Consider the following 14,495-nt stretch of genomic DNA (forward strand, 5'->3'; position numbering starts at 1 on the left):
GGGGTCCGGGGGCGGAGCCCCCGGCAGCGGCGCGGCACAGCACGACGGGCGGGGGCCAGGGCAGCGGCCCGGAGGAGGTCGGGTCAGCTCCCCGCGAGGGGACGCCGCATCGAGCGGTGCGCGATGCCCGCGTCCAGGAACTCCGGCCCGTACGCCGCGTACCCGAGCCGCTCGTAGAAGCCCAGCGCGTGCGTCTGCGCGCCCAGGTCGACGGCCGTCAGGCCCCGCCCGGCCGCCTCCGCCTCGATCGCGCGGACCAGCGCCACGCCCACGCCCAGCCCGCGCGCGGACGCGGTCACGGCGAGGCGGCCCAGCGAGCCGACGTCCTCGGACCCGGTCTTGGCCAGCGCGGCGGGTCCGTGCAGCAGCCGGCCCGTGCCCAGCGGTTCCCCGTCGGCGCCCAAGGCCAGCAGGTGCACCGCGTCCGCGTCGTACGCGTCGTACTCGATCGACGGCGGCACGGACTGCTCGACCACGAACACCGCCGTCCGCACCGCGAAGCAGGCCGCCATGTCGGCCTCCCCCTCGGCCACGCGGACGGCGAAGGCGGTCACCCGCCCGCCACCCGTCACTCGCTCTCCGCCCGGATCACGTCCAGCGCGTTGCGCAGGTCGGCCGGGTAGGTGCTCTCGAACTCGACCCACTGCCCGTCCGACGGGTGCTCGAAGCCGAGCCGGACCGCGTGCAGCCACTGCCGGGTGAGCCCCAGGCGCTTGGCGACGGTCGGGTCGGCGCCGTAGGTCAGGTCGCCGACGCACGGGTGGCGGTGCGCGGCCATGTGCACGCGGATCTGGTGCGTGCGCCCCGTCTCCAGCTTGATGTCCAGCAGCGAGGCGGCCCGGAAGGCCTCGATCAGGTCGTAGTGGGTGACGGAGGGCTTGCCCTCCTGGGTCACGGCCCACTTGTAGTCGGCGCTCGGGTGGCGGCCGATCGGCGCGTCGATGGTGCCGCTCATCGGGTCGGGGTGGCCCTGGACCAGCGCGTGGTAGCGCTTGTCGACGACGCGCTCGCGGAACTGGTTCTTGAGCGAGGTGTAGGCCCGCTCCGACTTCGCGACGGCCATCAGGCCGGACGTGCCTACGTCGAGCCGGTGCACGATGCCCTGGCGCTCGGCCGCGCCGGAGGTGGAGATGCGGTAGCCGGCGGCGGCGAGGCCGCCGATGACGGTGGTGCCGGTCCAGCCGGGGCTCGGGTGGGCGGCGACGCCCACCGGCTTCATGATGACGACGATGTCGTCGTCGTCATGGACGATCTCCATGCCCGGGACGGGCTCGGCGATCACCTCGACGGGCCGCGGCGGGGCGGGCATCTCGACTTCGAGCCAGGCGCCACCGTGCACACGCTCGGACTTCCCGACGACACTGCCGTCGACCGACACCTTTCCCGCGGCCGCGAGTTCGGCCGCCTTCGTCCGGGAGAAACCGAACATACGGGCGATGGCGGCGTCGACACGCTCGCCCTCGAGGCCATCGGGAACGGGCAGGGTTCGGATCTCGGGAATCGTACTCACCTGTCGAGTATGCAGGACTCGACAGTCGGGCCGTCCCGCGAGCGGCCCCGCGATCAGTCCTTGTGGACGGTGCCGTCCGGGTCAAGGCCCCGGAACGACAGCAGCACGATCAGGATGCCTCCGCACACGATCGCCGAGTCGGCGAGGTTGAAGACCGCGAAGTGCGCGGGCGCGATGAAGTCGACGACCGCCCCGCGGAACACGCCCGGCGAGCGGAAGATCCGGTCGGTCAGGTTGCCCAGGGCGCCGCCCAGCAGCAGGCCCAGCGCGATCGCCCACGGCAGGCTGTAGAGCTTGCGGGCCAGCCGCACGATCACGACGATCACGCTGGCCGCGATGCAGGTGAAGATGATCGTGAAGGCCTCGCCGAAGCCGAAGGCGGCGCCCGGGTTGCGGACCGCCTCGAACTTCAGCAGGTCGCCGATGATCTCGATCGGCGGCTGGTGCTCCAGCTTCGCCACGACGAGCAGCTTGCTGCCGAGGTCCAGCACGTAGGCGAGCACCGCCACGACGAGCAGTGCCACGATCCGCCGATGCCCCCTGGGCGCGGCGGACTCCGGCTGGGAGTCGTCCCCGACCTCCGGCGTACCGATGATGCGCTCCGCCTCTGCCACGTGAGTCCCTCGAACTAGCTCGAACCAGGTTGCGACACAGCTCCGCCAGGTTCCTGGACCCTGACCGAACACGAGAGTACGTCAGGGCGCCCTCCCTGCGCCCTTCCGGCGCCCCTCGACCTGCGCCCGCCCCGCCGCGCGGACGGCTCCGGGACGGGGCCGGGACGGCCCTAGTGCCGCCGCTCCTGCTTCTGCTTGCAGTCCACGCACAGGGTGGCCCGGGGGAAGGCCTGCATCCTGGCCTTGCCGATGGGCTGCCCGCAGTTCTCGCAGAGGCCGTAGGTGCCCGCCTCCAGCCGCTCCAGGGCCCGCTCGGACTGCTCCAGCATCGAGGTGGCGTTCGCCGCGAGGGCCAGTTCGGACTCCCGGGTGATGTTCTTGGTGCCCGTATCGGCCTGGTCGTCGCCCGCGCCGTCGCCGGAGTCCCGCATCAGCCCGGAGATGGCCGCCTCGGAGGCGTCCAGCTCCGCGCGCAGCCGCAGCACCTCGCTCATCAGCTCGGTGCGGGCCTCGTCGACCTCGCCTCGCGTCCACGGGTCCTCGCCGGGCCGCACGGCGAGCTCGCCCGGCGCGGTGACCTCGGTGACGCGGGTCTTCGGCAGCCCGCTGGTGGCGGCCTCCGCCGACTTCCTCGCCGTACCGGTGCTCTTCTTGGCAACCACTTTGCGGACTCCCGTCTTCTTCGCGGCATGCGCCGCCCCCTCGGTCACGGCCGCCTTGGCCGTGACCTTCCGCTTCTCGACGGCACCCGTCTCCTCGGCGGCGTCCGCGCCCCCGGCCGGGGCCGGGGGCGCGGACGTCTTCCCCGCGGTCGCCTTCGTGGCGGCGGCGGTCTTCCGGGCAGCGGTCTTCCGGGCGGCGGTCTTCTTCCCGGCCGGAGCCGCGTCCTCGACCGCCGCAGCCTTCCCGGCGGCCCTCTTGGCTGTACTCCCGGCGGTCTTCTTCGCCACCATGCCCGCGGCCCCTTCACATACTGTGATCATTGCTCGCGAATCGTGCCGGAACGATAAATCGACTCCGGCCCCGCGGCAACGGGAGCGGGCTCCTTCGTGGCCGACCTGAAACCGTTGTGCCCACCCGGAAGCCGGGTAATCCGCCCCCCGCGCCCCACTGGATCCCGTACCGGCGCGTCGGCCCGTCCGGGTCGAGCGGCCGCCCGACCGGGCCCGCCGCACCGCCCCGGCGCGGCACCCCTCCCGCGGCCCCCGCCGCGTCGGCCCGGGCGGCCGCCGCGCGCGCCCCCGCAAACCGGTCGGCCGACCTCGCCCCCGGCCCGTACACTGGCCCCAGCGAGAGGCATGGATGGGGACGAGTAGCGTCGGACGCAGCCAGGAGCGACCCGGGGACGGTGAGAGCCCGGGGGCGAGCGCGACGTGAAGGATCACCCCGGAGCCGCCGGAAGAAAGCCCGTACGCAGCCCCCCGAGGCCGCGTACAGGCGAGTAGAACCGGCTTCGCACCCCAATGAGGGGGCCGTCGGACGTGTCCGGTGGCCAAGGAGGGTGGTACCGCGGGAGTCGTGACGGCTCTCGTCCCTCCGGACGGAAGTGACATCCCGCCGGAGGAAGAGTTCAGCCTCATGACCACACCGCCGCAGTACCGCCCGGTACCCGCCCAGGTCGACCTGCCCGCCCTCGAACACGCCGTCCTCGACTTCTGGCGCGAGAGCAAGACCTTCGCCAAGACCCTGGAGCAGTCCGAGGGCCGCCCCGAGTGGGTCTTCTACGAGGGCCCGCCCACCGCCAACGGCATGCCCGGCGCGCACCACATCGAGGCCCGCGTCTTCAAGGACGTCTTCCCCCGGTTCCGCACGATGCGCGGCTACCACGTGGCCCGCAAGGCCGGCTGGGACTGTCACGGCCTGCCCGTCGAGCTCGCCGTCGAGAAGGAGCTCGGCTTCAACGGCAAGCAGGACATCGAGGCGTACGGCATCGCCGAGTTCAACGCCAAGTGCCGCGAGTCCGTGACCCGCCACACCGACGCGTTCACCGAACTCACGACCCGCATGGGCTACTGGGTCGACCTGGACGACGCCTACCGGACCATGGACCCCGAGTACGTCGAGTCCGTGTGGTGGTCGCTGAAGGAGATCTTCAACAAGGGCCTGCTCACCCAGGACCACCGCGTCGCCCCCTGGTGCCCCCGCTGCGGCACCGGCCTCTCGGACCACGAGCTGGCCCAGGGCTACGAGACGGTCGTCGACCCCTCGGTCTACGTCCGCTTCCCCCTGACCTCCGGCCCGCTCGCGGGCGAGGCGGCCCTCCTCGTCTGGACGACGACCCCCTGGACCCTGGTGTCCAACACCGCGGTCGCGGCGCACCCGGAGGTCCGGTACGTCGTGGCCACCGACGGGACCGAGAAGGTGGTCGTCGCCGAGCCGCTGCTGGAGAAGTCCCTCGGCGAGGGCTGGACGGCCACCGGCGAGTCCTTCACCGGCAAGGAGATGGAGCGCTGGACCTACCAGCGCCCCTTCGAGCTGGTCGAGTTCCCGAGCACCGGCGAGGGAACCGATGGGGGAAGCCCGGAGCCGGCGCACTACGTCGTCAACGCCGAGTACGTCACGACCGAGGACGGCACCGGTCTCGTCCACCAGTCCCCCGCCTTCGGCGCCGACGACCTCGCGGTCTGCCGCGCGTACGGCCTGCCCGTCGTGAACCCGGTCCGCCCCGACGGCACCTTCGAGGAGGACGTCCCGCTCGTCGGCGGCGTCTTCTTCAAGAAGGCCGACGAGAAGCTGACCGCCGACCTCGACGCGCGCGGCCTGCTCTTCAAGCACATCGCCTACGAGCACAGCTACCCGCACTGCTGGCGCTGCCACACGGCGCTGCTGTACTACGCCCAGCCGTCCTGGTACGTCCGCACCACCGCCGTCAAGGACGCGATGCTGCGGGAGAACGAGAAGACCAACTGGTTCCCGGACTCCGTCAAGCAGGGCCGCTTCGGCGACTGGCTCAACAACAACATCGACTGGGCGCTGTCCCGCAACCGCTACTGGGGCACCCCGCTGCCGATCTGGCGCTGCGAGGAGAACCACCTCACCTGCGTCGGCTCCCGCGCCGAGCTGACCGAGCTGACGGGCACCGACCAGTCGGCGCTGGACCCGCACCGGCCGTACATCGACGACGTCACGTTCACCTGCACCCACGAGGGCTGCGCCCTGGAGGCCGTCCGCGTCCCGGAGGTCATCGACGCCTGGTACGACTCGGGTTCGATGCCGTTCGCGCAGTGGGGCTACCCGTACAAGAACAAGGAGGTCTTCGAGAAGCGCTACCCGGCGCAGTTCATCTCGGAGGCCATCGACCAGACCCGCGGGTGGTTCTACACCCTCATGGCGGTCGGCACCCTCGTCTTCGACAAGTCCGCGTACGAGAACGTGGTCTGCCTCGGCCACATCCTCGCCGAGGACGGCCGCAAGATGTCCAAGCACCTGGGCAACATCCTGCAGCCCATCCCGCTGATGGACCAGCACGGCGCGGACGCCGTCCGCTGGTTCATGGCGGCGGGCGGCTCCCCGTGGGCGGCGCGCCGCGTCGGCCACGGCACGATCCAGGAGGTCGTGCGCAAGACCCTCCTCACGTACTGGAACACGGTGGCCTTCCAGGCGCTGTACGCCCGTACGTCGAACTGGGCCCCGTCCGCGGCCGACCCGGCGCCGGCCGACCGCACGGTGCTCGACCGGTGGCTGCTGTCCGAACTCCACACCCTCGTCGCCGAGGTGACGGAGGCGATGGAGTCGTACGACACCCAGCGCGCCGGCAAGCTGCTGTCCGCGTTCGTCGACGATCTCTCCAACTGGTACGTCCGCCGCTCGCGCCGCCGCTTCTGGCAGGGTGACGCGGCCGCGCTGCGCACGCTCCACGACGTGGTGGAGACGGTGACCCGCCTGATGGCCCCGCTGACCCCCTTCATCACGGAGCGGGTCTGGCAGGACATGATCGTCCCGGTCACCCCGGAGGCGCCGGAGTCCGTGCACCTCAGCTCCTGGCCGGAGCCGGACGCCGCGCAGGTCGACCCCGAACTCTCCCGGCACATGCAGCTGGTGCGCCGCCTTGTCGAGCTGGGCCGCGCCACCCGCGCGGAGTCGGGCGTGAAGACCCGCCAGCCGCTGTCGCGCGCGCTGGTCGGGGTCACGGGCTTCGACGCCCTGTCCCCCGAGCTGCGGTCCCAGATCACGGAGGAGCTGAACGTCTCCTCCCTGGCCTCCCTCTCGGAGGTCGGCGGGTCCCTGGTGGACACGACGGCGAAGGCCAACTTCCGCGCCCTGGGCAAGCGCTTCGGCAAGGGCGTGCAGGACGTGGCGAAGGCGGTGGCCGCCGCCGACGCGGCGGCGCTGTCCCTGGCCCTGCGCTCCGGCTCCGCCGAGGTCGAGGTGAACGGCGAGACGGTGGCCCTCACCCCGGAGGAGGTCATCATCACCGAGACCCCGCGCGAGGGCTGGTCGGTCGCCTCCGACTCCGGGGCGACGGTCGCCCTGGACCTGGAGATCACCCCCGAGCTGCGGCTGGCGGGCCTGGCCCGTGACGCGATCCGCCTGATCCAGGAGGCCCGCAAGAACTCCGGTCTGGACGTGTCGGACCGGATCGCCCTGCGGTGGTCCTCGCCGGACGCGGAGGTCGTGACGGCGCTGACCGATCACGCGGCCCTGATCTCGGACGAGGTCCTGGCCGTGGACTTCGCCCCCGGCGAGGCGGACGCCGCGTACGGCGACCCCTTCACGGACGAGCCCCTGTCCCTGACGTTCCGCCTCCGCAAGGCGTAACCCCTCCCCCACCCCAGCGGCCCGTATCCCCTCCCCGGGGGATACGGGCCGCTCGCGTTTCCCGGGTTCCCCGGGGCGGCCACCCCCAGCCCCGCCGGGGTCTGAGGCGCGGGGTCCGGGGCGGAGCCCCAGGGCGGTGACCCGCACCGCCCGACGGCGGCGGCCCCACACCGGCAGCGGCAGCGGCAGGACACGCGAAACGGGCCGGGCCCGGTGCCCCCGAAGGGGAACCGGGCCCGGCCCGTGAAGCGACTGCCGACGCCGAACGCGGCGCCTAGTTGTCGTCCTCGTCGATCAGGAAGCCCCGCATGGGAGACGGCGCCTGCATCGGCTGCGGCGCGGCCGGCCGCACCGGAGCCATCGGCTGGGTCATCGCCGGGGACATCTGCTGCTGGTTGCCGCCGTAGGACGGGGCACCCATCGGGGAGGGACCGCCCATGGGGGACGGGCCACCCATCGACGGGCCTCCCATGGAGTGGCCCATCGCACCGGCCGGAGCCATCGAGGGCGACGGCGACGGCGGCAGCGAGGGGGCACCCGGGTTGCGCGGCGGGGCCAGCGAGTCGTCGGCCTGGGTCTCCAGCTGACGCAGCTGGGACTCCAGGTAGGACTTCAGACGCGTGCGGTACTCGCGCTCGAAGCCCCGCAGGTCCTCGACCTTGCGCTCCAGCGTGGCGCGGGCGGACTCCAGGGAGCCCATCGCGACGCGGTGCTTCTCCTGCGCGTCCCGCTCCAGCGCGTCGGCCTTGGCGCGGGCGTCCCGCTCCAGGCCCTCGGCGCGCGACCGGGCCTCACCGACGATCTTGTTGGCCTCGGAACGGGCCTCCGCGATCGCCTGGTCGGCGGTCTGCTGCGCCAGCGACAGGACGCGGGCGGCGCTGTCGCCACCGGGGCTCTGCTGCTGGTGCTGCTGGTGCATCGGCTGGCCCATGGGCTGCATCTGCTGCCCCATCGGCTGCATCTGCTGCCCCATGGGCTGCATCTGCTGGCCCATCGGCTGGCCGAGCGGGTTCTGGCCGCCCATCGACTGCTGCTGCTGTTGCTGCTGCTGCTGCTGCATGGACTGCTGGCCCATGCCCTGCGGTCCACCCATGGGGTGCTGCTGCATGGGGCCGCCCATCGGGCCCGGACCCTGCGGTCCGTTCCCGCCGGGGCCCGGCGGCAGCTGCGGCTGGCCGCCCGGCAGCTGGGGCGGGCCCATCTGGGGCTGCTGCTGCTGCGGCGGGCCGGATATGGCCGCGGGCACGGGGGCGCCCGGCCCTCGCTGGTCCTGGGGTTCCGGCTTGCGCATGCCCTGCTGCTGCTGGTTCTGCGCGGCGGCACGCGTGGCGGCGGCCAGCTTGGCGCGCAGGTCCTCGTTCTCGCGCAGCAGGCGCGTCAGTTCGGACTCGACCTCGTCGAGGAAGGCATCGACCTCGTCCTCGTCATAGCCTTCTCGGAGGCGGACGGTCGTGAACTGCTTGTTCCGCACGTCCTCGGGGGTCAGCGGCATGTCTTCTTCACCTCTACGTAGTCGTCGGCAGTCGGCAAGACCGTATCGGGACTGTCCCCGCGCCTGCGGGGGAGCACATCGTTCACACGCTTCTCGCAGCGGTGCTCACGAAACTGATGAGGATGTAAACGATGATCATCAGAACGAAGAAGGACAGGTCGAGTGCCACGCCCCCGAGACGCAACGGCGGGATGAAACGCCGAAGAAGCTTGAGCGGTGGATCGGTGACAGTGTAGGTGGCCTCCAAAACGACCACCATCGCCTTGCCGGGTGTCCATGAACGTGCGAACTGGAACACGTAGTCCATGACCAGCCGGAAGATCAGCACGATGAGGAAGCACATCAGCGCGATGTAGACGACCTGTAGTGCGACACCCATCCCGCGCTTCCCTCTCCCCTGCTTCCGCTCTGTTCCCGGTCACGTATCTGACGGATCGGTCTAGCTTTGGTTGAAGAACCCGCCCTCCGCGATGCGGGCCTTGTCCTCCGCCGTGACATCGACGTTAGCAGGCGACAGCAGGAACACCTTCTGTGTCACCCGTTCAATGCTGCCGTGCAGACCGAAGACCAGACCGGCGGCGAAGTCCACGAGACGCTTCGCATCCGTGTCGTCCATCTCCGTGAGATTCATGATCACCGGAGTGCCCTCACGGAAGTGTTCCCCGATGGTACGGGCCTCGTTGTAGGTCCGGGGGTGCAGCGTCGTGATGCGGTACGGCTCCCGCTCGGAGACGACCTTGGGCATGATCACGGGGGCGTTCTTCTCCAGGTTCGAGCGATCGGGTGTGATGGATGCCACGGGGGCGATTCGCGCAGGACGTCCGTTTTCAACCGGAATTGGGATGGGCTCCCGCTGCGCCGGTGGCTGTGCGACTCGTACCGGTTCGTCCGATACGGGCGCTTGGTGAACTGGCTGCTGTCGGCGGTCCCGGTCCCGGGCTCGCTCGGGTTCCGGCTCGGGCTCGAACTCGTCGTCGGGGTCGTACCCCGGGTTGTCGTACCGGTCGTCCTCCACGAGGCCGAGGTAGACCGCCATCTTGCGCATCGCGCCGGCCATTCTCTGAGTCCTCCGCTCTGTGGTGGATCGCCCTGTCGCAGGTGCCGCCGTGTCACGAATGTCACCAACTGCCCGCGATCCACGTGGTCTGCCCGCCCATCAGCGGGAATGACCATATTTTCTGCTGTGGTCCGACTTTCTTCGCGACGTTACCCGAGCCGGGGTCTCGCGCCGAGTACCGCAGTGCCGACGCGTACATGTGTCGCACCGGCCGCAACGGCCTGTTCCAGGTCCGCGCTCATCCCCGCCGAGACCATCGTGGCAGTCGGATGGTCCGCGCGCAGCCGGGATGACAATTCCACCAGCCGCCCGAAAGCCGCCTGTTCGCGCCCCGCGTACGGACCGGTCAGCGGGGCGACGGTCATCAGCCCGTCGATCCGCAGTCCCGGCGAGCCGGCCACGAGGTCCGCCAACTCCGCGAGCTGCTCCGGTGCGGCGCCCCCGCGGGCCCCCCGTCCGCCCGACTCGGCGTCGAGGGCGACCTGCACGAGGCAGCCGATCTCCCGGCCCGCGTTCGCGGCGGCCGCGGACAGGGCCGTCACGAGCTTCGGCCGGTCGACCGACTGCACCAGGTGCGCGTATCCCGCCACGGAACGGACTTTGTTGGTCTGCAACTGGCCGACGAAGTGCCAGGTGAGCGGCAGGTCCGCGCAGGCCTCGGCCTTGGGGGCCGCGTCCTGGTCGCGATTCTCCGCCACATGACGGACGCCCAGGTCCGCCAGCAGCCGTACGTCACTCGCGGGGTAGGTCTTGGTGACCACGACGAGGGTCACCTCGTCCCGTCCGCGCCCCGCCGCCGCGCAGGCGGACGCGATGCGTTCCTGCACCCGCGCCAGGTTCTCGGCGAGCTCCGACTCACGGTCCGTCATTTATTGGTCCAACCAGACATATCCGGCAAGCCGCCCGGTCACCCGGTCGCGGCGGTACGAGAAGTGATCCCGCGACTCCAGTGTGCAGACCGGGGATCGGCGACTCTCCATCACCCCCGCCTCCGCGAGCTGGGCGTGGACTCCGGCGACCACGTCGACGGCCGGTGTACCCCAGCTCGTCTCGGCCCGGGCGGCCGGCACCACCGCGGCGACGGTGTCCCGCATCCCGGCCGGCACCTCGTAGCAACGGCCGCAGACCGCGGGTCCGGTACGGGCGGTGATCCGCCCCGGCTCGGCCCCGAGGGCCACCATCGCCTCGACGGCGGCGGGCACCACCCCGGCGACCAGCCCCGGCCGTCCGGCGTGCGCGGCCCCCACGACCCCGGCGACGGGGTCGGCCAGCAGGACCGGCGTGCAGTCGGCGGTGAGCACGGCGAGGGCGAGCCCCCGACGGGCGGTCACCACGGCGTCCACGCAGGGGGTGTCCGTACCGGCCCCCCACGGTCCGTCGACCACCGCGACGTCCCGTCCGTGCACCTGGTTCATCCAGACCACCCGGTCCGGCGCGATGCCCAGGGACTCCGCCGCCCGGGCCCGGTTCGCCAGAACGGCGGCGGGGTCGTCTCCGACCGCGCCGCCGAGGTTGAGCTCTTCGTACGGAACGGCGCTCACTCCGCCCCACCTGTCGGTGAAGGCGAAGTGGGCGCCGCCCACGTGATGCTGCTCCGGTGTCACTTCAAGAAGTCCGGGACATCCAGTTCCTCGGCCGGGCTGTCCTGGTACGGCCGGGCCGTCGGGACCTGCGGCGCGGGGGCCTGGACCTCGACCGGGGCCGGCTCGACCGGGGCCGGGGGCTCTTCGCGCGGGGTGACCGAGCCGAGGCCGCCGAAGGCCGGACGGGCCGGCTCCGCCGAGCGGACCGGCGCGGGGGCCGGCTCCTCGCGCTTCGTGGACGCGGCGCCGATGACGTTGTCCCGGCGGGCCGGGGGCTGTCCGCCGTCGAACCCGGCCGCGATGACGGTGACCCGCACCTCGTCGCCGAGCGCGTCGTCGATGACGGCACCGAAGATGATGTTCGCCTCGGGGTGCGCGGCCTCGCTCACCAGCTGCGCGGCCTCGTTGATCTCGAAGAGACCGAGGTCCGAGCCGCCGGAGATGGAGAGCAGCACGCCGCGGGCGCCGTCGATGGACGCCTCCAGCAGCGGCGAGGAGATCGCCATCTCGGCCGCGGCCACCGCGCGGTCGTCGCCGCGGGCCGAGCCGATGCCCATCAGGGCCGATCCCGCCTCGGACATCACGGACTTGACGTCGGCGAAGTCGAGGTTGATCAGACCCGGGGTGGTGATGAGGTCGGTGATGCCCTGGACGCCCGACAGCAGGACCTGGTCGGCCGACTTGAAGGCGTCCAGCACGCTGACCTGGCGGTCCGAGATGGACAGCAGCCGGTCGTTGGGGATGACGATGAGGGTGTCGACCTCTTCGCGGAGCTCGGCGATGCCGTCCTCCGCCTGGTTCGCCCGGCGCCTGCCCTCGAAGGTGAACGGCCGGGTGACCACACCGATCGTCAGGGCGCCGAGCGAGCGCGCGATGTTGGCGACGACGGGTGCGCCGCCGGTGCCGGTGCCGCCGCCCTCACCGGCGGTGACGAAGACCATGTCGGCCCCCTTGAGGACCTCCTCGATCTCCTCGCGGTGGTCCTCTGCCGCCTTGCGACCGACGGCCGGATTGGCGCCGGCGCCGAGGCCCCGGGTGAGTTCGCGGCCGACGTCGAGCTTGACGTCGGCGTCGCTCATCAACAGCGCCTGGGCGTCCGTGTTGATGGCGATGAACTCGACGCCCTTGAGACCGACCTCGATCATTCGGTTGATGGCATTGACACCACCGCCGCCGACACCGATGACCTTGATGACTGCGAGGTAGTTCTGCGGTGCTGCCACGTCGAAGGCCTCTCGCCTCGAGTTACGTGTCGCCGCCTCGCGGGCCTGCGTTGCGACGACTGATGCCGAAATAGGGACGGTTCGAACGCGCCGACCCGAACCCTCACCCTGAAGTTTAGGGTTAGGGGTGTGTCTGTTCCTTGGACTCTTCCGAACAGGACACTAAGTCGACAAGTAGCGCGTGTTCAACGAACACGCCGAACCTCCCGTTTTTCTTTTCACCCTATGTGATCACCCGTATCGCTGGCCAACCAGGGTGCGTCGGTGTTGGACCCGACGTCAACTCCCGGACACCGCAGGGGCGGTGGGGACGCTCACGTCGAAGTGATCGGCCTTGGGCGCGGCTTTCAGCAAAGCGGTCAACGCACGCCCCTTCGTGTCACTCTGTTCGCCGCTCCCCCAGGCCACGGTGCGCCCCCGGGTCAGCTCCAGCAGGACCGAGTCGTAGGAACCCACCTTGACCTGCAGGGTCTCCTTGGCGACCGGCCCGGGGAGCGATCCGGCGACGAGCACGGCCTCGTGGAGCAGCCGCTCCTCGTCGAAGCGGCGGGCGCTCGGCGAGCCCGCCGCGTTCAATTCCAGCACCGGAACGCCCCCCGGTGCTTTCGGAACCGTGTCGAATCGCACACCCGAAGCGTCCACTTCCACGAAGTCGGCGCCCTTTTTGATGAGCAGGACAGGTTTGCGTTCCGTCACTTTCAGCCCGATTCCGTGCGGCCAGGCCCGTACGACATCGACCGAATCGATACGGGGCAGGCGGCCCCTGACGCGGTTTTCGATCTCGTCGGTGTCCACGCTCACCAGGGGCGCGCCGACCGGCACCGCCGCGGCGGCCAGGACCTGCTCGGGCGTGAGCACGTCCGTGCCGGCGGCGGTGACCTTCTCGACGCGGAGCCAGGAGGAGCCGTAGAGCACCCAGGTGCCGCCCCCGGCCAGGAGCACCGCGGCCACCAGGGAGGCCAGTACGGGGCCCCCGCGCAGGCGTCCGCCGGGGCCCCGCGGGCCGGACCTCTTCGACGACGCGGCGGGCTCCCGGGGCCCGGGGCGCCCGGGAGAGCCGGGGCCCTTGCGGGAGGGCCCGCCAGAACCCGGTGTGCCGCGCTGTGCGGTCGTCGCTCCGGCCACTCCTGTGCCTCCTGCGTCTGTGCGTTCCCGCCTCAGCGGGCCCGGTGTGCCGCGATCGCCTCGTACACCATGCCGACCAGCAGCTCGTCGGCGTCCCGGCGGCCGAACTCGCCGGCGGCGCGGGACATCTCGTACAGGCGGTGCGGGTCGGACAGCACCGGGAGGACCTGGCCGAGCACCCACTCGGGCGTCAGCTCCGCGTCGTCCACGAGCAGGCCGCCGCCGGCCTTGACCACCGGCTGGGCGTTGAGCCGCTGTTCGCCGTTGCCGATCGGCAACGGGACGTAGGCGGCCGGGAGCCCGACGGCGGACAGTTCGGCGACGGTCATCGCTCCCGCGCGGCACAGCATCATGTCGGCGGCGGCGTACGCGAGGTCCATCCGGTCCACGTACGGTACCGGCACATAAGGCGGCATCCCGGGCATGTTGTCGACACGCGGCAGTTCGTTCTTCGGGCCCACCGCGTGCAGGATCTGGATCCCGGAGCGCTGGAGGGTCGGAGCGACCGCCTGGATCACCTCGTTGAGGCGGCGGGCGCCCTGCGAGCCACCGGAGACGAGCAGCGTCGGCAGGTTGGGGTCCAGGCCGAACGCTGCGCGCGCCTCGGGGCGTACGGCGGCCCGGTCGAGGGTGGAGATCGTGCGGCGCAGCGGGATGCCGACGTAGCGGGCGCCGCGCAGCTTGCTGTCGGGGGTGGAGACCGCGACGGCGTGGGCGTACCGGGAGCCGATCTTGTTGGCCAGTCCGGGCCGGGCGTTGGCCTCGTGGACGATGATCGGCACCCCGAGCCGCTTGGCAGCGAGGTAGCCGGGCAGCGCCACGTAGCCGCCGAAGCCGACGACGCAGTCGGCCTTGGTGCGCAGGAGGATCTCCTCCGCGGCCTTGATGGTGCCGCGCAGCCTCCCGGGGACCGTGATCAGCTCCGGGGTGGGTTTGCGGGGCAGCGGTACGGCGGGGATCAGGCCCAGCTCGTAGCCGCGTTCCGGCACCAGGCGGGTTTCCAGTCCGCGCTCCGTGCCGAGGGCGGTGATGCCCACTGAAGGGTCCTGCCTGCGCAGGGCGTCCGCGAGGGCGAGCGCCGGCTCGATGTGGCCGGCGGTCCCCCCACCGGCGAGTACGACATGCACCGAAAT

The 14,495-nt window shown here is 71.5% G+C and carries 13 protein-coding genes; 1 reads left to right on the forward strand and 12 read right to left on the reverse strand.

Going from position 1 to position 14,495, the window contains the following annotated elements; all coding sequences use genetic code 11:
* Window positions 1-83: 83 nt before the first annotated feature.
* The 4 genes from ACFWTC_RS03605 to ACFWTC_RS03620 all read right to left on the reverse strand — a co-directional run bounded on the left by ACFWTC_RS03605 (window position 84) and on the right by ACFWTC_RS03620 (window position 3,107).
* Window positions 84-512 carry a GNAT family N-acetyltransferase gene (locus ACFWTC_RS03605; protein ID WP_383924094.1) on the reverse strand — a complete coding sequence of 143 codons (429 nt, stop codon included), beginning with the start codon at window positions 510-512 and terminating at the stop codon, window positions 84-86.
* Between the two features lie 56 nt (window positions 513-568).
* A complete protein-coding gene (locus tag ACFWTC_RS03610) occupies window positions 569-1,510 on the reverse strand; it encodes an RluA family pseudouridine synthase (protein ID WP_267720927.1) in 942 nt (313 codons plus the stop codon).
* 53 nt (window positions 1,511-1,563) lie between these two features.
* Entirely contained in the window at window positions 1,564-2,124 is a 561-nt protein-coding gene (gene lspA / locus ACFWTC_RS03615) for a signal peptidase II (RefSeq protein WP_383924046.1), read from the reverse strand.
* A gap of 170 nt (window positions 2,125-2,294) precedes the next feature.
* Entirely contained in the window at window positions 2,295-3,107 is an 813-nt protein-coding gene (locus ACFWTC_RS03620; protein ID WP_383924049.1) for a TraR/DksA family transcriptional regulator, read from the reverse strand.
* Between the two features lie 595 nt (window positions 3,108-3,702).
* Between ACFWTC_RS03620 and ileS the strand changes: the two genes are divergently transcribed.
* The gene (ileS, locus tag ACFWTC_RS03625; RefSeq protein ID WP_384025697.1) at window positions 3,703-6,882 is read left to right on the forward strand and encodes an isoleucine--tRNA ligase; all 3,180 of its coding nucleotides are present in this window, start codon (window positions 3,703-3,705) and stop codon (window positions 6,880-6,882) included.
* 274 nt (window positions 6,883-7,156) lie between these two features.
* On the opposite strand, the gene ACFWTC_RS03630 is transcribed toward ileS, so the two are convergent.
* The 8 genes from ACFWTC_RS03630 to murG form a co-directional block, all read right to left on the reverse strand.
* Window positions 7,157-8,374, reverse strand: a complete 1,218-nt coding sequence (locus ACFWTC_RS03630; RefSeq protein ID WP_384025700.1) for a DivIVA domain-containing protein — start codon at window positions 8,372-8,374, stop codon at window positions 7,157-7,159.
* A gap of 82 nt (window positions 8,375-8,456) precedes the next feature.
* Window positions 8,457-8,753: a YggT family protein gene (locus ACFWTC_RS03635; RefSeq protein WP_030155988.1), complete on the reverse strand. Its 297-nt coding sequence runs from the start codon at window positions 8,751-8,753 to the stop codon at window positions 8,457-8,459.
* Between the two features lie 60 nt (window positions 8,754-8,813).
* Window positions 8,814-9,431: a cell division protein SepF gene (locus ACFWTC_RS03640; RefSeq protein WP_351275889.1), complete on the reverse strand. Its 618-nt coding sequence runs from the start codon at window positions 9,429-9,431 to the stop codon at window positions 8,814-8,816.
* 149 nt (window positions 9,432-9,580) lie between these two features.
* Window positions 9,581-10,300, reverse strand: coding sequence for a YggS family pyridoxal phosphate-dependent enzyme (locus ACFWTC_RS03645; protein WP_383924057.1), 720 nt, complete (start codon window positions 10,298-10,300; stop codon window positions 9,581-9,583).
* Entirely contained in the window at window positions 10,301-11,014 is a 714-nt protein-coding gene (pgeF, locus tag ACFWTC_RS03650) for a peptidoglycan editing factor PgeF (RefSeq protein WP_383924060.1), read from the reverse strand.
* 17 nt (window positions 11,015-11,031) lie between these two features.
* Entirely contained in the window at window positions 11,032-12,237 is a 1,206-nt protein-coding gene (gene ftsZ, locus ACFWTC_RS03655; protein WP_383924062.1) for a cell division protein FtsZ, read from the reverse strand.
* Window positions 12,238-12,516: 279 nt separating this feature from the next.
* On the reverse strand, window positions 12,517-13,362 hold the full coding sequence (locus tag ACFWTC_RS03660; protein WP_384025703.1) for a cell division protein FtsQ/DivIB: 846 nt from the start codon (window positions 13,360-13,362) through the stop codon (window positions 12,517-12,519).
* A gap of 32 nt (window positions 13,363-13,394) precedes the next feature.
* Window positions 13,395-14,489: an undecaprenyldiphospho-muramoylpentapeptide beta-N-acetylglucosaminyltransferase gene (gene murG, locus ACFWTC_RS03665; protein WP_383924068.1), complete on the reverse strand. Its 1,095-nt coding sequence runs from the start codon at window positions 14,487-14,489 to the stop codon at window positions 13,395-13,397.
* Window positions 14,490-14,495: the final 6 nt, after the last annotated feature.

It is taken from the genome of Streptomyces sp. NPDC058619, from assembly GCF_042717785.1.
Lineage (GTDB): Bacteria > Actinomycetota > Actinomycetes > Streptomycetales > Streptomycetaceae > Streptomyces.

What these genes read in the sequence shown, in the direction of transcription:
- ACFWTC_RS03605 (WP_383924094.1), bottom strand. Translation starts at nt 512, where the DNA reads ATGGCGGCCTGCTTCGCGGTGCGGACGGCGGTGTTCGTGGTCGAGCAG.
- ACFWTC_RS03620 (WP_383924049.1), bottom strand. Translation starts at nt 3,107, where the DNA reads ATGATCACAGTATGTGAAGGGGCCGCGGGCATGGTGGCGAAGAAGACC.
- ileS (WP_384025697.1), top strand. Translation starts at nt 3,703, where the DNA reads ATGACCACACCGCCGCAGTACCGCCCGGTACCCGCCCAGGTCGACCTG.
- ACFWTC_RS03630 (WP_384025700.1), bottom strand. Translation starts at nt 8,374, where the DNA reads ATGCCGCTGACCCCCGAGGACGTGCGGAACAAGCAGTTCACGACCGTC.
- ACFWTC_RS03635 (WP_030155988.1), bottom strand. Translation starts at nt 8,753, where the DNA reads ATGGGTGTCGCACTACAGGTCGTCTACATCGCGCTGATGTGCTTCCTC.
- ACFWTC_RS03640 (WP_351275889.1), bottom strand. Translation starts at nt 9,431, where the DNA reads ATGGCCGGCGCGATGCGCAAGATGGCGGTCTACCTCGGCCTCGTGGAG.
- ACFWTC_RS03645 (WP_383924057.1), bottom strand. Translation starts at nt 10,300, where the DNA reads ATGACGGACCGTGAGTCGGAGCTCGCCGAGAACCTGGCGCGGGTGCAG.